Source organism: Fusibacter sp. 3D3 (assembly GCF_001748365.1).
Lineage (GTDB): Bacteria > Bacillota > Clostridia > Peptostreptococcales > Acidaminobacteraceae > Fusibacter_A.
On sequence record NZ_BDHH01000003.1, the window covers coordinates 288426 to 306370 of the forward strand.

Below are 17945 nucleotides of genomic sequence, written 5' to 3' on the forward strand. Positions count from 1 at the left end.
ATCATTGAACTTACTTTCAAATTTGATTGCCTTGAAAAGAAGATCAATTAATTTAATGATGAAAAATGTAAAAAGGAAACTAAAGATCAAAAAGAGTATAGTATCAATGTGTATTCCCCTAGTGATCAAAATATAGCTATTAAGGATGAGCCATGCTGAAGTTAACAAATAAATAAAAATAATCATTAAAGGAGACATATTTAATTTTTGAATTATTTTATTAATCATGTGATTGCCCCTCCAAGGACACGATAAAAGAGAAGAAAATGCACCATGATTTTAGAATATGCATGCATTTTCTTTAAATTAAGTTGTAAATTAGGATTAATGAATACTAATTCCATCCAAATTTTTCTTGAATAGCATCAGAAATTGAACCGCCAATTGAACTTCCTACAGCAGCGCCAACAGCTGTTCCAGCGACTGTACCGATAGTTTTCTCAGTTTTGTAGTTTGGACCTGAACTTGCTGCAAATCCGATAGCTCCCCCTGCAGCAGCCCCAGCGCTTTCGAAGATAGTATCCATTGCACGGTTTGCTACATCTGCAACCGTATCTAAAACATTACCGCCATTCACATCCATCATTTCATCCATTTCTAATTCTTTAAACATCTGTTGTACCTCCATAAAATATCATTTTTCTAATTTCTCATTACTAATGCATGCGTTATGTAACTTAAATTGATTTTGAATCTGTAACAATATTTTCTAGAATAATTGCCACAAGATTAATTTTATGGTACCAGATGGGAAATGACGTGTCAATAGTAAAAACAAAAAAAGTAAAAAAAAGAATAAAATACATGTTAACTATTGTAAAAGCAGAATAGATATGTTATCTTGATGACGGGCATATCCTATTCATATACTATATTACATTTTTTATGTGTCCAATAGGTGTCCATAAGATTAAAAATTCAAAATCAATACGGAGGACTTCATGATTTTTATAAAAGATAAATTCCATTGCGTCAAGCAGTACGATACAACAGACTGTGGTGCGGCATGTCTTGCAACCGTCTCAAAGCAGTATGGCCTTAAAATACCCATAACGAGAATTCGAGAAATCGCGGGAACAGATAAACAGGGGACCAATGCCTATGGCGTTATAAAGGCAGCGGAGGAACTGGGTTTTTCGGCGAAAGGGGTCAAAGGGGATAGAGCAGCACTCTTTTCAGAATTTCCACTTCCAGCCATTGCGCACGTGATCGTGGAAGGGTCGCTCCTACACTATATGGTTATACATAAAATTTCGAAAGAAAAAATAATCGTAGCGGATCCTGCAAAAGGGCTAATAACCTATGCGCCTGATGATTTTATGAAATTATGGACAGGTGTTTTAATCCTATTAGTGCCTGATGTAAAGTTTGAAAAAGGTGATATGACACAGGGGATTTTTAAGCGTTTTTTTGGTTTGCTCGTACCTCAAAAGAACCTAGTGATGCATGTATTTCTCGCATCATTACTCTACACATTCTTAGGGATATTGGGGGCATTTTACTTTAAATTCTTATTAGATGATATTTTACCCTATGGCCTATTGAATTCACTTCACGTGATTTCGATAGGGATTATATTGCTCAGTGTCTTTAAAATCATTTTGAATTCATTTAGAAGTTATTTGCTGCTTTATTTAAGTCAACGCATTGATATTCCTATGATCCTTGGATACTACAACCATGTCTTAGATTTGCCTATGAATTTTTTCGGGACACGTAAAGTCGGTGAGATTATTTCAAGATTTATGGATGCGGGGAAGATAAGAGCCGCCATTTCAGGTGCCACACTGACGATTATGATCGATACACTTATGGCGATTGGCGGCGGCATCATCCTATACAGTTATAACGCCTCTTTGTTTGGGATTGCAGTGATCATGCTGATCATTTATGGCGTGCTCGTTTATGCGTTCAATAAACCCATTCGAGAAATCAATCGCAAGCAAATGGAGGAAAATTCTGAATTGACGTCCTACTTGATTGAGAGTTTAAACGGCATTGAAACGGTTAAAGCCTTTAATGCGGAGAGAGATTCTAAATATAAGACAGAATTTTTATTTATAAGGCTTCTGAAGACGACCTTTAAGATGGGGCTCATAAGCAATGTAATGGGTGCGCTGATTGGACTGGTGGGATCAGTGGGAGGCATCGTTATTTTGTGGATCGGTGCCTTAAATGTGTTGCGAGGCGATTTGACCATTGGACAATTATTGGTTTTTAATGCTTTGCTCGCTTATTTTACGGATCCCGTTAAGAATTTGATCAACCTCCAACCGATGATGCAGACGGCGATAGTGGCATCAGATCGATTAGGAGAGATCCTCGATCTTGAAATAGAAAAAGCTGAAAATGACAATCGAAAAATGAAGCCCATAAGTTTAAGTGGCAATATCGAACTGAAAAATATCGATTTTAGATATGGAACACGGGATAAAACTTTAAAAAATATCAACATGCAAATTAAATCAGGTGAGCGTATAGCACTGGTTGGCGAGAGTGGTTCTGGAAAGACCACTTTGGTGAAGTTGCTTTTGGATCTTTATTCACCTGAAAAAGGAGAAATATTGATCCACGACAACAATATCAAGGATATTTCAGTGGAAGTCTTAAGAGAGCGAATCGCATATGTCCCTCAAGAGACATTTTTATTTAGTGGTACAATCGAAGCAAACCTAAGACTTGGAACAAGTGGCAAAACCATGGACGAAATTATTAGTGCGACTAAACTTGCTAAAGCGCATGATTTTATAAACGAGCTACCACTGAGATACAGCACGCGCCTTGAAGAAAATGGCGCAAACTTGTCAGGTGGACAAAGACAGCGCTTGTCTATTGCACGTGCCATTTTAAAGGCTCCTGATATTTTGATATTAGACGAGGCCACCAGCAGTCTGGATTCTATCACAGAAAAAGCAATTGAAAAGACCATCAATACGGCTGGAAAAGGGATCACAACCCTCATAATCGCGCATAGGCTCAGTACCATTATGAAATGCGATACGATTTATGTCATGGAAAAAGGCGAGATCATAGAGTTTGGAAATCATAAGGATCTCATCAATAGAAACGGCAAGTACTATGAGATGTGGAAGGATCAACTCCCAGAATTTTATGGGGATAATGCATCAAGTCAGGAGGGCATTGCATCATGAAAGGGATTATCAGTCATTTTTCAGACTTGAGTGATTCTAAAGAACTCATGGCAAACAAACCTAAACCGTTTGCAATTTGGTTTATTTATTTCTGTATGACTTTGGTTACTGTAGCAGTTATCTGGACTTACTTTGGAGAGATCGATATTGTGGTAAAAGCAAATGGTATCGTAAGGCCTTCCGCTGGTGTGAGTACGCTCACTTCTAAAATTAGTGGCAAACTTTTGGAAATGAATTTTAAAAACGGCGAAACGGTTAAGCAGAATGAGCTGATTTTTACGATTGACCATGAAGCGCTCCAGATTCAAAAACAAAGTCTTGTAAAAGAACTTGAAAAAACACAGTTGGAAATGAAATCAACAGAAACATTAAGAGATTCTATTTTGAAGAAAATGAATTTATTCGATTCTCAGAGTGAATCAGAGGATTATCAAAAATATGAACAATTTGAAATGGAGCTCTTGAAGATTCGAGAGAGTATTGACAGCTATACGAAGAGAATAGAGACCTATCAAAAAACGATCAACGGCTATGAACAGCTGTTAGAATCCATCAACAAGAATCAAAATTGTTTTAAGCAAAAGGATGAGTTCGCTTTAAAATATTTAGATTATACATTTAATATAAGCGATTTAGAAACTCAAAATCTGAAATGTAAAGTGGATTACGATTCGATGTCCGCGCTCTATGAGGTGGGAAGTGTTTCAGAAAATGAGCTAAAAGAGGCCCAAAATAAGTATTTAAAGACCCAAAATGCATTGGACAAATATAAGAATGAAATTCAGTTAAGTTATAAGTCTGCAATAGAAAACGCAAATAATGATCTGATTCAATACCAACTGGAACTCAGTAAATTGATACCAGAATCGCAGACCGGTGCAGGGTATTCCTACTATGAAAATGAACAGTTGATAAAATTCAACAGCAACATTGAAGCACACAAGGTGCAGATTGACAAATTGAATGATTCTATAGAAAGCATCAATCTCAGTATCGAAAGTGCTTCAGTGAGAAGTCCTATAGAGGGCATATTGAACATGGCACAAAACTATGTGGTTGGAGATCAGATCAGCATGGGTTCCACACTGGGCACAATCGTCCCCATGGGCGAAGATGACTTGAAAATTCAGCTATCTGTGCGCAATCGCGATATTGGACAAATTCATGAGGGTGATTCGGTCAAATTTAAGTTTGAAGCCTTGCCTTATAAAGAATACGGCATGCTTCAAGGCGAAATTGATCACATTAATGCAGATTCAAGCTATGATCTCACAACAGGAAACAGTTACTATTTAGTTGAGGCGCAAGTCCACAATAGGCCTCTTGTGTCTTATAAAGGTGAAGCGTCCACCCTAAAAGTCGGTATGACTTTGGAAGGACAAATCATCACCAAACGGAAGAAGATTCTTTATTATTTGCTTGAAAAAATAGAGTTATGGTAAAATCGAAATGCCTTGAGGGGCTTACCGCTATTTTTATGCGTTAGTGATCGGGCTGATTGTGGTTTAGATCTTAGTAGAGAGCTCGGTGAGATCTACCGAAAGGGCTTTGAGTTCGTAAATGTTTTTAACGATTTCTTCTGTTTGTGTGGCTTGCATTTCGCTGATTAAAGCATAACCTTTGGCGATTTCTCTGATTTCAGTCATATCTCCAGCAATGCGTTTGAGCGTGTCATTGATTTCGCCAGAAGACGCTTTGCTGTTTTCGGCGAGTTTTCGAATTTCACCAGCCACGATGGAGAAACCTCTACCGTGTTCTCCTGCTCTGGCAGCTTCTATGGATGCATTTAAACCCAGCAGATTAGTGGTGTTTGCAACAGATTTGATATATTCTATAACCACGTCGAGCCTTTCAAACTCTTTATTTATGTAGTCAATTTTATGGTTGATCACTTGCGCATTTGCGGCGATTTCTTCCATACTTCCAGAAAGCTCTTCGGAGGATGTGGAGAGTGCCTCTGAAAAATCATGCAATTTTCGAGACATTTCAAGTACATTTTCTTCGTTTTCTCTGGAAATGCCCACGGTAAGGACGCCGACAACGTGTCCACTTTCCCTGTTGATCAATGGCGTGCTGGTAATCGTCACTGGAACGCCGTACTTTTCTTTTGGATAAACAACGGTTTGTTCCCTTTTTTCTCTTAGAGCACGTTTAACGGCACCGCCCTCAGGTGGAATGGCTCCTTCTTTTATATTTAACTCAAACGCGGCAGAGTTCTTAACGATTAAATGTCTCTCAAGATCGTCTAGTATAACGGTTGCACTTGGAAAAGCTAATGCATATGAGTCAAATGTTGTCTTTATGGCATTGAAGTATGCCTCGTCGTGAATAAGCATGTTCAGACCTCCTCGTCTAATATGAGATTTAAATTAATTCTGAGTACGAAGTATGTTGAACAACTCAGCCCAATAAAACATTGCAATTGTGGTGCCAAAAAGGATGACGATCGCTTTATTTGACCCTAAATATTGAAAATACCGAAATGTACCGTTAGATCAGTTCAATTATTTGAGATTCAAATTCTAAAATAATAGAATGACGATGGGCTGAAATCAGCGGTATTTGCTATGAGAATGCGCTAAAACAAAGGGTGTGTTTGTTTCTGAAAAATTAGAAATCGGAAAAATGAAAATTCTAAATTTTTAGAATTGAAATAGGGTAGACGCTTTGATTGCAGGAAGTCTGAAGTCACCTAATTTGCCATTTGTTAGAACTTTAATATGCTCTGTAAACCAATTGAGCACTTCATAATCATGAGAAATCATGAGATAAGTCATACCCGTTTCGGTTTGAATCTCCTTTAAGATAGATAAGATTTGAGCTTGAACAGAGACATCGAGCATAGAAGTCACTTCATCTAAAATGAGGACTCTAGGATTTAAGAGCAGTGCTCTACATAAGGCGAGACGTTGTATTTCGCCGCCGCTTACTTGATAGGGATAGCGATCAAGCACATGGTCATTTAATTTCACTTGTGATAAAAGAATCTCTAAGCGCGTATGTGCTTGGTTGCCCATTTTGTGTATCTGTATGATTTCTTTTATACTTTGCCCAAGCTTCCAAGTGGGATCAAAAAAAGACTCGGGATGCTGGGAAATATATTGTACGTTTTGGCGATAATGGCGCATTATATTTTGATTTTTAGGATTGATTTTTTCTCCAGCGTAGTAGAGCTCTCCAGAATTCATGGGCTCCAAAAGGAGTAATATTTTAGCAATAGTACTTTTACCGCTACCGCTTTGACCCATAATGCCTAGCGTTGTGCCCTCTTTAACTTTGAAACTGATGCCGTCAAGAACGGCTTGAGACTCATTTTTGTTATACGTTTTATAAACATTTTTTAACTCAATCATATAAAAAGCACCTTACCATTTCAATTGCGTTCCCAAAGGCAACGGGGTGTTCGTTAAGACATCTTTCCATTCTGTGAGGGCAACGTTTTGCGAATTTACAACCTACCAGCTGTTCTTGTGGTGAAGGGGCAATGCCAGCCATCGATTTCATACCATTACTCGGGAGTGAATTTAAAAGGCCCTGTGTGTAAGGATGTCTGGGCTTTTTTAAGATGTTTTTGCCCTTTTCAATGATTTCACCACTGTACATCACTGCGACACTGTCACATAGCGTTTCTGCCAATATCAAATCGTGCGTGATAATAATCATACCAGAGGTACTTTTTCTAACCAGTTCCAAACTTGCATATAGCTGTGTCCTTAAAGCCCAATCCAAGCCTTTGGACGGTTCATCGGCAAGAATCCACTGGGGATTAGAAGCGATGCCCATAGCTGAAACGACTCTTTGCTGCATGCCACCACTGAGTTCATATGGGTAGGCGTTTTGAATACGGGGCACTTGTGCTTTATCAAATCCAAAATTCACAAGTAAGGTTTCAAGTTTGTGTTTTGCATCTTTGGGCGTTATTTTAGCCAATCTGATGGATTCAAGAAGTTGAGTCTTTATTTTTCTAACGGGATTTAACGAATCAGCAGGATTTTGAGGAATCAAACCAATGCCTCTACCTCTGATATTTCTCATCTTTTTTTTGCTGATGCGCATCAAATTTTCTTCTTGAAACCAAATTTCACCATCGGTCTTGGCGTATCTTGGCAAAAGGCCCATGAGCGCCATGCCGAGTACAGATTTACCACAGCCACTTTCACCAATAATGCCGGTGATCTCGCCTTCATGCATGGTGAGATCCACTTGGTCCACCGCTTTGACAACGCCGTTATTTACTGGAAAGTGTACAGAGAGTTGATTCATGTGAATATGGTTTGCCATTAGTAACCCCCTGCTTCATCTGATTTCTTATCAAATACATCTCGCATCATATCACCCACCAAATTGATGCTCAGGAGGAGTAAAAAAATACAAAGCCCAGGTGCAATGATGAGATTGGGTGCAAGTCTAAAATTCATACGGGCATCGCTGATCATGACACTCCAATCGGGTGTTGGCGGTTGGATGCCAAGTCCTAAAAAGCTCAGTCCTGAAATAGCCAGTAAGCTGCGGCCAGCCCTTGTAGTAAAGAGAATGATGGCATTGCCTTTCATATTGGGAATGATGTGTCGCCACATGATTCTACTGTCTTTTACACCGAGACATTTGAGCCCTTCGATATAGTTTTCGCCTTTGAGCCTTTGTGTTTCCGCCCTTACGATTCTGGCAAATCCTGTCCAGCCCGTTAGAATAAGACCAATGATCAAGCTTTTAAAACTTGGCCCTAAAATACCTGCAAGCGCAATCATGAGACTGGTGCCCGGTAGGCCTTGAAAGATATTGATGCCCACCATGATAAAATTATCCCAAAATCCACCGTAGTAGCCTGCTAAAGTACCTATGAACATGCCAAGAAGCATAGAGAATACTGTTGCTGTAAGCGCCATGAGCATGGAACTGCGCCCCCCGAATAGTATGCGACTGAAAATATCTCTCCCTAAAACATCGGTCCCAAGAAGATGCGTCATTGAAGGCGGATTTAGAGAGGCTTTCATATTAACAGAGTTAGGTTCATAAGGTGCGATCACGGGTGCCAAAAGACTTATGCAGATGATCGACAAGAGCATTGTGATGCCCAACCAGCCCAATAGGTGTTTGCTTTTATTCATCTAAACCCTCCCGATCGCATTTTTGGGTTTAAGCCTGCGCATATAAGATCTATCATAAGCGTGATAAAAACATATACAAGACCAGAAAAAATAACATAACCTTGAATCATGGGATAGTCTCTATTGTGAATAGCATTTAAAACCAAACTCCCGATTCCAGGCAATGCAAATATGTTTTCAACAATAACAGAACCCCCTAAAATGCCGCCCATGAAATTGCCAATCAGTACGATAATCGGCGTGATGGCGTTGGGTAAAGCGTGGCTAAAAATCACCTTAAAACGAGATATACCCTTGGCGTCTGCGGCCAACATATATTGTTTGCCAAACTCTGTGAGCAAGGAGGAACGCGTTAATCTGCTTGTCATAGCAATATCTGCACATGCGAGTGTCATTGAAGGTAGGATCATGTATTTTAAGCCGCCATAGCCACTGGTTGGCAGTATTTTAAGGGTTTCACCAAAAATAATGATCAGTAAAATGCCAAGCCAAAATGCAGGAAAGGAGAGCATGACATTGGTGATCAGTTTCGTCATATTGTCTTGAAATCGATTCACATAGGCAGCAGAGCATAGTCCAGAAAGAATGCCAAATAAGACAATCCAAACGAGTGCATAGCCTGCTAATTTAAGCGTGACTGGTAATCGCCTTAAGAGTTCACCCGTTACAGAGGCATCGTCCATATAAGAATAGCCTAAATCACCCTGTAGAGCCTTGGAGGCCCAGTTGATATATTGGATGATCGGAGACTGATCTAATCCAAGCTCTTGTTGTTTTAAAAGGAGAAGTTCAGGTGTTATTTCAGAGACGCCATCAAGTCCAAGTGCCATAGAGGCAGGGTCTCCTGGTGTGAGGAGACCCAGTGCAAACGCAATAATGCTGATGCCGATTAAGACGGGCACAATAGACAAAATGCGTTTTAGTATATATTTTATCATTGACTTAACTCACCTTGATGCCAACCGATATCGGGTAAATTCAAGCCGTAAATTTGTGCTTTAAAACCCGTTATTTTTTTGTTGTAGACTAAAAGTGTTTTTTCATTAAATAAAGGTAAGACAGGTTGTGTTTCCGCAGAAATTTCTTGTAATTGGTCATAGATGGCTTGTCTTTTCGCCATATCCAGTTCAGCATCGGCACTTTCGATGAGGCTGTCCACTAAAGGATCGTCACAGACTAGGCTATAATTGATATTTTGGTCCCCGCTTGAGAGCATAAACCGCTTGAAGATCGTGATCGCCTCCATGTTAGATAAACCTTGTTGAGCTCTGGCGATGCCGTATTGACCTTCTTGCATCATGGATTTTATGGTGGCCCAATCATAGGATTCAATGGAAACATCAATACCAATTTCAGGTAAAATCGCAGCAATATATTCTGCTTCTGCCTTTTGTTCTGAATTATCCTGTTGAATAAGATATTTTATGCTTACGCGGTTATCCCCTAAAACTTCTTGTGCAAGTGTTTTTGCTTGGTTGACATCGTGTGACACAGGCAATTCTTTATAAAAGGGGGTGCTGTAATTTAAAATGTTGGTAGTTGGAGAGGCATACCCGAGATAGATGTTTTGAACAATACTGTCGCGATCGATTAAAAGACTAACCGCTTTTCTCATTCTAATATCATCAAAAGGGGCACTTTTGCCATTGAGGCATAGGAAGTCAATCATTGTTGAATTTGTAGTGGTGATATCGAAATGATCATCCTTGATAAGTTCTGTTGCCAAAGAGGCGGTAATCGCTTTTAGATCAATAACCCCCATAATTTCACCTGATTTCATTGCTGAGAATCTTGTGTTGACATCTGGAATGGTTTTGACGCGAATCGTTTTAGCTTTTGCCTTTTCACCCCAGTATTGATCGTTTCTTTCAAGGAGAACATATTGATCTTTTACATTCTCAGTGATTTTGAAAGGACCTGTTCCTTGTGCGATGCCAGTGAAATTGTAAGCCTCATCAAAGCCTTTAGGGCTAAACATAGCACTTCCAAAGTTAGTCATAGTGTATAAAAGACTAGGTGCGGGTTTTGTAAAGGTAAGCTGAATCGTGTAAGGATCTATTTTTTTAGCATCTTCAAGATTAGGGTAAAAACTATCGATGTTTAAACTGTAGAAACCTGATTTTTTAATTTCAGAGCGCATTCTGTCAAAGTTGTAAAGGACAGTATCGGCATTAAAGCTTTCGCCATCATGAAATGTAACACCTTCTCTTAGGTGAAACGTCCAAGTCATTGCATCATCAGACATTTCCCAACTTGTTGCGAGTTTCGCTGTGGGTTCACCCTTTTCATTCATTGTAATTAGAGGCTCCCAGACGTATAAAATAACGCTGCAATAATAAGCGTCCTCTAGCCCAGGTGCAATATTTCTGTAATCCCCTAGGACGATTTCATCATCTGGATTGATTTCAGGATTTTTTGATGGGCTCTCTTGTTCTGTTTGAACAGTGGTGGATTCGGGTGTTTTTTCAGGTACTGCATTTTCAGTTTTGCCTTGCGCACAAGCTGTTAAGGTGAAAAGAACGCCAATAACAAGCAACCATAATACCATTTTTTTCTTCATAATCTTTCTTTTAATCCTTTCAAATTTTAGTGAAAAATAGTGGGCGTTAAAGTGACAAAAGTTGAGCAGCCCGTTACCCCATGATGCGCTTATGGAAAGGACGCGATATAGATGAGGGTAGAGGGGTTATGCAAAACGGATTTTGGCAATTTAGCCAGCGATAAATCAAAAAAAGAGAATGAAGCATAAAAAATCCGTGTCTTTTAAATAAAAATACCTGAATGTATAAAAATAGGGGCCTAACCAAAGGCAACCTAATTTATCCAAACAGGCATTAACAAAAAGGCTCGTAGAGCCAATAGATGTAATGCCTTTCACGGAGGCTTCATCTCCCAATATTAAGCAGGTTTCCTGACTTACAGATCAACGTTTCATCTTCCCTTCTCATATGTTTCCACACAATGGTTTTGAAGATTTCACTCCCTGATTACAGTGACCGGATCGCTCAGGATTCTCACCTGATTCCCTTTTAGTTATCACTTAATATCAATTGATTCAATTTTTTTAAATATAACATACCCCTGAAAAAGCGTCAACCATTATGCTTAATGTGATGACGTAATTTATGATTAACGGGATCGGTAGGCAAAGTTGCCTTGCCAATACTTTGTTGGATATTGGACTTTCAAAGTATACGTTAATCAAAAATTGTTCAATTGCTATGATCCCTTCATCTAAGGTAATCTTTTTTTCAACTTCTTCTATATAATTGATCATTCTAGTCACTCTCCATTTTAGCGATTGTATTTTCGGTGATCGTTAAGACAGCCTTTTTTCCTTTTGAATACGCAAGGGCGTATTCTCTTTTTACACTTAACATATTTTTCCTCCTTAAAATTAAATAAAGCCACAGGCTCAAAGTACACCGGTGGCTTCATAATGACATTTATTATGCTCTATTTATTGCACAAAAAAACCGCGCAAAGCACGGCGTTAATAGCAAGTAATAGAGATAATATAATCTTAAAATATAATAAAACTTTTTTCAGTATCAAAGCGTATACTCAGTTCGCTTCGCTACCTTCGTAACCCTTGCACAATCCTATCGGATTCTCAAGGGGTTATATTATATGAAAAGACAATTTTTTATCAGATGCGCTACGCGTGTTCTTAAACTAAGTGCACTCCAAAAAACTGTATCACAAATAATCCAAATGGATTGGATGCTTCAAGTCTCTTAGAATGCTTATTAAATTTAATTAGTTAAGAACGCACACACTCACAAAAATACCTCTTTTCATATACTCATTAAATTATACTGCAACAAGTTTAAGGAAGCAATGTCTAATTCTAAGATATTAAGAGAACCTTAATTAAGGATTAAAATAAATGCAGAGTCTAGGTTAAGGGAAGGACAAATGCTAAAATAGAGGAGAGGTGTTTTTAAGACTCATAATCAGTAAATGATTATCAGATAATTAAAGGATAAAAACGTATAAAATGGGAGGCTAAAAAAATGGCTAAATTCGAAAAGACATTAATAGGTGAGTTTGATAAGATTACCACAGATTTACATAAACATATTATGGATAGTGCTGTGAGTATGAATTTGGTAGATGAGAGTCATCATGAATTTGGAAATACTAAAGTTATGGTTAGAGCATACGATAAATATTTTATGAGAAATTCCAGCAGAGCAAGTCTGAGTGTTACCGTGGTGAGTGATGAAGAGGCACTATTTGTTTCAGCTATTGGTTCTGGCGGTGGACAAGGGATATTTTTTAACTTCAATTGGGGTGCAGAAGATGAGCTTGTTGGAGTCGTGGCAAAATTTTTTAATGATTATAGATAAAAGTTGAAATGATCTTTTTGAACATTCAAACTTTTAATTGGAGACATCGAAGAGGGCTCAAATATGATTAAATAGATTATAAGATTTGAGCCAAAAGACTTGAAGCGGAATGTTCAGCCGCTGAAAGGTGTCAGCGAAAAACGGTTTGAGACATCGAAGAGGTCTCAAATATGATTAAAACAGACATAGGAGGCGTTCGTTCAATGAAATATAGATGTTTAGTCTTAGATCATGATGACACTGTGGTTAAGAGCACACCAACCATTCACTATCCTTCATTTATTGAAGCGATGAAGGTGCTGCGTCCCGAAGTAACTCCTTATACACTTGAAGAATTTGTGCGTTATTGTTTTGATCCTGGATTTGATAACTTGTGCAGAGTTATTCTAAAGTACACAGATGATGAAGTCAAAGGACAACAAGAGATATGGAGGCAGTACACTGGAAGTGTCATACCACAGTTTTATGAGGGCTTTTCAGATTTGATTTTAAATTTTAAAGCATCGGGAGGGTATATTTGTGTGGTATCCCATTCTGAAAAAAATCGCATTTTAAGGGATTATCAAAAGACTTTAAACATAGAACCGGATATGGTTTTCGGATGGGAGTATGAAGCACATCAAAGAAAACCGAATCCCTATCCATTAGAAGCGATTATGAAAAGATTTAATCTCAATAAGACTGATTTGCTCATGGTGGACGATTTAAAACCAGGACTCGATATGGCAAGAAGCTGTGGCGTTGACTTTGCATGTGCAGGTTGGTCGCATATGATACCAAGTATAGAAGCCTATATGAGGCAGAATTCGGATTACTATTTCAAAGAAGTGGAAGCGCTAGTGTCTTTAGTTTTAGAAAAGTGATTTGTCGCATATAATTCGTATAGATCTACAAGTGCATAGAATTTTTTTATAAATGAACCTGCATTAACATAAGATTAAGATAAAGCAGATAAAAAATGTATTGTTATTTCTTTAACTTTTCTCTATAATAGGTAGTGAATTTAATATTTAGAATAGGTGCCGTTGATCATAGAATCAACTATTAAAAGGAAAGAGAGTGTAAGTCTCTCACGGTCCCGCCGCTGTAAAAGAAGAATCTTTTCCAAAATACCACTGGGAAACCGGGAAGGTGGAAAAGGTGATGACGCTTGAGTCAGAAAGCCTGCCTATTCTGTATCATCAATGACTCTACGGAAGATGGAGGGGATGTTTTATAGTGTAGCTTTATTTTATTGGGTTACAAAACCTCTTGACGTTTGTTTAAGAGGTTTTTATTTTTGTCATATTGCAATGCGTAGGGGCGAAAGCACAAGAGAAAGGCATATATTAATGGAGAAAATTGTCGTTATCGGCACAATATTTATAATGGTTTCTATTTTATGGAGTGCCGTCAACTGGCGTTTTTTCAATCCAAATCAAGCGGGACATTCTCATAGGTATAAATTTAGACACAACCATGGCGAAGGTGTTTCAATTGATTATTATGCCTACGCTTCTAAGATTAAGCACTGGAATCCGACTTTTAAAGTTTCTTTTTCGATGATGACGTTGGTACTTTGCATCGCGCTGGATAATCCGTACGTTTCGATGTTCGTGATTGCGGCGATGGCCTATATAACGATTGTTAAAGGGAAACTACCCTTGCGTGAATACTTAAGAGTGCTTGCCATTCCAATCACTTTTATTCTGCTCAGTATTGTGGCGATTATCTTTGATTTTTCAAAAGTGCCCACGGGGTTATACGATTTGCCAATCGGTTTTGGATATATATTTACTTCAAATGCAATGCTCAAAACAGGTTTATATCTGATGTTAAAGGTCTTTGCGGCAATCAGTGCGCTTCAGATGATGACGCTATCAACACCATCATCCGAAATCATATCTGTACTGCGAAAAGCGCATGTGCCAAAGCTCGTGATTGAGCTGATGAATATGATCTATCGGTATATTTTTATTTTATTAGAAGTTTCAACTAAAATGAAAAATGCGGCGGATTCTAGACTTGGCAATTGCGATTTTAGGACATCTTGTTCAACTTTTGGAAATATAGGCGCAAATCTGCTTGTCATTTCAATGAAAAAAGCAAATGCCTATTATGATGCGATGGAATCCAGATGTTACGACGGTGATTTTATATTTTATGAAGAAGTAAAGGCCGTTGATAAAAAGTTGATTATAAAAGCAGGTGTATTTATGGTGACTTTAATCATCATTTGGCACTATACACATCTGTAAGGAGTTGTTATGAAGAAAACGATATTAAAGGTAGAAAATTTACATTATGCCTACTGGAATGGAAAAGTCGCATTAGAGGATGTCAGTGTGGATATACATGAAGGTGAGAAGATTGCAGTTATGGGTTCTAATGGATCTGGAAAGTCGACGTTCTTTTTAAATATGAATGGCGTCTTTACACCTGAGCACGGGAAAATTACTTACAGAGATACCCTTGTCACGAAGAAGACTTTAAAGGAACTTCGAAAAAACATTGGCATTGTCTTTCAGGATGCTGATAATCAGATTGTAACATCTACGGTTAGAGCCGAAGTTGGGTTTGGCCCTATGAACTTGAAATTACCGATTGAAGAAGTGCATGAACGCGTGGAGGAAGCCTTAACTTATATGAATATTACAGATTTTAAGGATCGCCCGCCGCATTACCTCAGTGGCGGTGAGAAAAAGCGCGTGAGTATAGCCAGCATTCTTTCGATGAAGCCGGAAATCATCATATTTGATGAGCCAACAGCAGCGTTGGATCCTTTAAATGCCAAGATGCTAGAAGAGGTTCTCGCCAAGCTTGGTAGCGAAGGCAAAACGATGCTACTTTCCACGCACGATGTGGATTTGGCGTATAGATGGGCAGAACGTGTGCTTGTCTTCAACGCCGGTAAAATAATAGCAGATGGTACACCGCTAGAAATTTTTAAAGATCAGCCTATTTTGAAACAGGCAAATCTAAAAAAGCCGATGTTGCTTGAGCTGTATGAAATGCTCGTACAAAATGAACTCCTAGAAGACACAGCGGTATACCCTAAAACGACTGAAGCGTTTAAAGCGGTGGTTGAGAACAATGTTATTCTTCTGAGCAATTTAGCTTAGAACCATATAAAAAAATAGTGAGGGAGGAAAGAAACGAATGAATTTCAGACAGAAAATGATTTTAACGGCTTCTATTGCAATGGCATTTGTTTTTGGGATTACACCAGTAACAAATGCAATGCACATTATGGAAGGCTATTTGCCACCGGCATTTTCTATTGCATGGGGCGCTATTTGTATCCCGTTTTTAGCAATGGGTTATTTTGCTTTAAAGAAAACGATTGAAAATGATCGCAGATCCATAACGCTTATTGCAATGGCAGGGGCCTTTATTTTTGTGGTTTCATCATTGAAGATTCCATCGGTAACAGGCAGTTGTTCGCATATGACGGGTACTGGTCTTGGGGCCATTTTACTCGGTGCCAGCTCTGTGAGTATTTTAGGCATTATCGTTCTTATTTTTCAGGCTGTTTTACTGGCTCATGGAGGCTTAACCACTCTTGGAGCAAATACATTTTCTATGGCAATTGCAGGTCCGCTCGTGTCTTTTGGACTCTACAAATTGTGTACCAAGCTAAAAGTGAACAAATATGTAAGCGTTTTTTTAGCAGCCTCTTTTGGAGATCTATTTACTTATTGTGTAACCAGTTTACAACTGGCACTTGCATACCCTTCACAAGTAGGTGGCGTACAAGTATCAGCGGCAAAATTCCTAGCTGTATTTGCACCCACACAACTGCCACTTGCAATTATTGAAGGTATTTTAAGCGTTCTCGTTATTATTGGTCTTGAAACGTATGCGGCATCAGAATTAAGAGGTATTGGCTTCTTAAAGGTAGGTGAGCAGTAATGAAAAATAAGAAATTGACAGTTGTTATTTTGTTAGTCGTCGCATTATTGATTGCCATCGTCCCATTGTTTGTACTTAAAGGGGCTGAATTTGGTGGCTCTGATGACGCGGGAAGTGTGGCGATCTCTGAGATTACAGGTACAGAGTATGAACCTTGGTTTACACCCGTTATGGAGACTTGGATTCACGGTGAGATTCCTGGCGAGGTTGAAAGCTTATTATTCTGCGTGCAAACGGGTATCGGTGTGGGGATCATGGCCTTTATCATGGGTAGATTTGTCGAGCGGACAAAGCAGGAAAAATTGCGCAAAGCTTCATAAATGAACCCATAAGAGCCAATGAGCCTCCTAAATCATAATAGACTTTAAAGAAAGCGTTGATCTTCAGTGGATTGACGTTTTTTTAATGTGTAGGCAGTCATAAAATCATAAAATAGTTGAGCTGTTTTTGAGGCACTTTTCGGATTATAGACACACACATGGTAGAGTTCAACGGGAAAGTCTTTTAATTCAATGAGCGTTATGACATCTTCATACCCTTTTATAAAGTGCTTATTTGTAATCGAGACCCCCTTGTTTCGGAGAATCTTCATATGCTGGCTCGGAATATTATCTACAACTACGAGATTAGGCGTAATATGATGTTTTTTAAAAGCTGCTTCAATGTGTTTTAGCCCTGTAGGAGAAGTTTGCGTAGAAAAAACAAAAAATATTTCATCTTTGATTTCTTCAGGTCGTACAAAAGGACGATTGGATAGCGGATTATCTTTGGAAACAGCAAGGAATAGATCTATTTTATCGATTAAAAATTGATGAAATCCTGTGAGATTTTCTGTTTCAAAATTTGTTGAGAAGCATACATCAAGTTTATTGACCTTTTCGTTTAATTCTGAGAAAGGGTAAATATTAAAGTCAATTTTAATATTTGAATACTGATTTTCGAATTCACTAATACATTCAAAAAGTGTGTTTTCAAAATTAAAGCCATATAGAGCGCCTATGGTTAGTGTAGATTGCTCTGCTTGTATGCTGAGTTTGACATCCTTTATGCTGGTATGAAAAGATGCATATAAATCTTTCCATTGACGATAGAGTTGTTCCCCAGCGGGGGTTAGGGTGACGGATTTGCTATTCCGTTTAAAGAGTGTCAACCCGAGTTCCGATTCAAGGTGAATAATCCATTTAGTCACAGTGGGTTGAGAAATATAGAGGATCTGAGCCGCCTTGCTAAAGTGCTTGTGTTCAGCAACCGTTAGAAAAATCAGGACTTCTTCAAAATTGATCTTATACATAAAAAGTAACGCCCCCAATACATAACACTAAAATGTCTTTTTTTATAGTTTATCATCAAGGATTACGAATTGGAATGATTAAATAAAAAAACAGAATTGGACTTTGTTAATTAGATAACAGTACAATAGATTTAAAGAAATGATAATCGTA

General features: G+C 38.4%; 17 protein-coding genes and 2 riboswitches. Of the genes, 8 read left to right on the forward strand and 9 right to left on the reverse strand.

The window, feature by feature from the left end; translation table 11 throughout:
• Positions 1 to 334: 334 nt before the first annotated feature.
• Positions 335 to 613 (reverse strand): glycine zipper 2TM domain-containing protein, encoded by a 279-nt coding sequence (locus F3D3_RS05250; protein ID WP_069871839.1) that lies wholly within the window; start codon positions 611 to 613, stop codon positions 335 to 337.
• Between the two features lie 328 nt (positions 614 to 941).
• Here F3D3_RS05250 and F3D3_RS05255 point away from each other — a divergent pair, with 328 nt between their 5' ends.
• Positions 942 to 3152 carry a peptidase domain-containing ABC transporter gene (locus F3D3_RS05255; protein WP_069871841.1) on the forward strand — a complete coding sequence of 737 codons (2211 nt, stop codon included), beginning with the start codon at positions 942 to 944 and terminating at the stop codon, positions 3150 to 3152.
• On the forward strand, positions 3149 to 4594 hold the full coding sequence (locus F3D3_RS05260; RefSeq protein WP_069871843.1) for an HlyD family efflux transporter periplasmic adaptor subunit: 1446 nt from the start codon (positions 3149 to 3151) through the stop codon (positions 4592 to 4594). Before F3D3_RS05255 ends, F3D3_RS05260 begins: the two co-directional genes overlap by 4 nt.
• Before the next feature lie 63 nt (positions 4595 to 4657).
• Here F3D3_RS05260 and F3D3_RS24990 read toward each other — a convergent pair whose 3' ends face one another.
• The 7 genes from F3D3_RS24990 to F3D3_RS05295 form a co-directional block, all read right to left on the reverse strand.
• Entirely contained in the window at positions 4658 to 5488 is an 831-nt protein-coding gene (locus F3D3_RS24990) for a methyl-accepting chemotaxis protein (RefSeq protein WP_069871844.1), read from the reverse strand.
• Positions 5489 to 5794: 306 nt separating this feature from the next.
• Entirely contained in the window at positions 5795 to 6505 is a 711-nt protein-coding gene (locus F3D3_RS05270; protein ID WP_069871846.1) for an ABC transporter ATP-binding protein, read from the reverse strand.
• Positions 6498 to 7433 carry an ABC transporter ATP-binding protein gene (locus tag F3D3_RS05275; protein ID WP_069871848.1) on the reverse strand — a complete coding sequence of 312 codons (936 nt, stop codon included), beginning with the start codon at positions 7431 to 7433 and terminating at the stop codon, positions 6498 to 6500. Before F3D3_RS05275 ends, F3D3_RS05270 begins: the two co-directional genes overlap by 8 nt.
• Positions 7433 to 8260, reverse strand: a complete 828-nt coding sequence (locus tag F3D3_RS05280) for an ABC transporter permease (RefSeq protein WP_069871850.1) — start codon at positions 8258 to 8260, stop codon at positions 7433 to 7435. Before F3D3_RS05280 ends, F3D3_RS05275 begins: the two co-directional genes overlap by 1 nt.
• On the reverse strand, positions 8257 to 9198 hold the full coding sequence (locus tag F3D3_RS05285; protein WP_069871851.1) for an ABC transporter permease: 942 nt from the start codon (positions 9196 to 9198) through the stop codon (positions 8257 to 8259). Before F3D3_RS05285 ends, F3D3_RS05280 begins: the two co-directional genes overlap by 4 nt.
• Positions 9195 to 10820 (reverse strand): ABC transporter substrate-binding protein, encoded by a 1626-nt coding sequence (locus F3D3_RS05290; protein WP_069871853.1) that lies wholly within the window; start codon positions 10818 to 10820, stop codon positions 9195 to 9197. Before F3D3_RS05290 ends, F3D3_RS05285 begins: the two co-directional genes overlap by 4 nt.
• Positions 10821 to 11143: 323 nt before the next feature.
• A riboswitch (cobalamin riboswitch) is annotated at positions 11144 to 11319 on the reverse strand.
• A 5-nt stretch (positions 11320 to 11324) separates the two neighbouring features.
• Positions 11325 to 11537, reverse strand: coding sequence for a hypothetical protein (locus F3D3_RS05295; protein WP_069871855.1), 213 nt, complete (start codon positions 11535 to 11537; stop codon positions 11325 to 11327).
• 739 nt (positions 11538 to 12276) lie between these two features.
• Between F3D3_RS05295 and F3D3_RS05300 the strand changes: the two genes are divergently transcribed.
• The 6 genes from F3D3_RS05300 to F3D3_RS05325 all read left to right on the forward strand — a co-directional run bounded on the left by F3D3_RS05300 (position 12277) and on the right by F3D3_RS05325 (position 16823).
• On the forward strand, positions 12277 to 12612 hold the full coding sequence (locus tag F3D3_RS05300; RefSeq protein WP_069871857.1) for a DUF6054 family protein: 336 nt from the start codon (positions 12277 to 12279) through the stop codon (positions 12610 to 12612).
• A 203-nt stretch (positions 12613 to 12815) separates the two neighbouring features.
• Complete coding sequence (locus tag F3D3_RS05305) at positions 12816 to 13475, forward strand: HAD family hydrolase (RefSeq protein WP_069872063.1); 660 nt, start codon at positions 12816 to 12818, stop codon at positions 13473 to 13475.
• Between the two features lie 137 nt (positions 13476 to 13612).
• Positions 13613 to 13799: riboswitch (cobalamin riboswitch) on the forward strand.
• A gap of 144 nt (positions 13800 to 13943) precedes the next feature.
• A complete protein-coding gene (gene cbiQ, locus F3D3_RS05310) occupies positions 13944 to 14849 on the forward strand; it encodes a cobalt ECF transporter T component CbiQ (protein WP_084388847.1) in 906 nt (301 codons plus the stop codon).
• A gap of 9 nt (positions 14850 to 14858) precedes the next feature.
• The gene (locus F3D3_RS05315; RefSeq protein WP_069871859.1) at positions 14859 to 15713 is read left to right on the forward strand and encodes an energy-coupling factor ABC transporter ATP-binding protein; all 855 of its coding nucleotides are present in this window, start codon (positions 14859 to 14861) and stop codon (positions 15711 to 15713) included.
• Positions 15714 to 15750: 37 nt separating this feature from the next.
• Positions 15751 to 16503: an energy-coupling factor ABC transporter permease gene (locus tag F3D3_RS05320; protein ID WP_069871861.1), complete on the forward strand. Its 753-nt coding sequence runs from the start codon at positions 15751 to 15753 to the stop codon at positions 16501 to 16503.
• Positions 16503 to 16823 carry an energy-coupling factor ABC transporter substrate-binding protein gene (locus F3D3_RS05325; protein WP_069871862.1) on the forward strand — a complete coding sequence of 107 codons (321 nt, stop codon included), beginning with the start codon at positions 16503 to 16505 and terminating at the stop codon, positions 16821 to 16823. The genes F3D3_RS05320 and F3D3_RS05325 overlap by 1 nt, the downstream gene beginning before the upstream one ends.
• 44 nt (positions 16824 to 16867) lie before the next feature.
• Here F3D3_RS05325 and F3D3_RS05330 read toward each other — a convergent pair whose 3' ends face one another.
• On the reverse strand, positions 16868 to 17794 hold the full coding sequence (locus F3D3_RS05330; RefSeq protein WP_069871864.1) for a LysR family transcriptional regulator: 927 nt from the start codon (positions 17792 to 17794) through the stop codon (positions 16868 to 16870).
• Positions 17795 to 17945 lie beyond the last annotated feature (151 nt).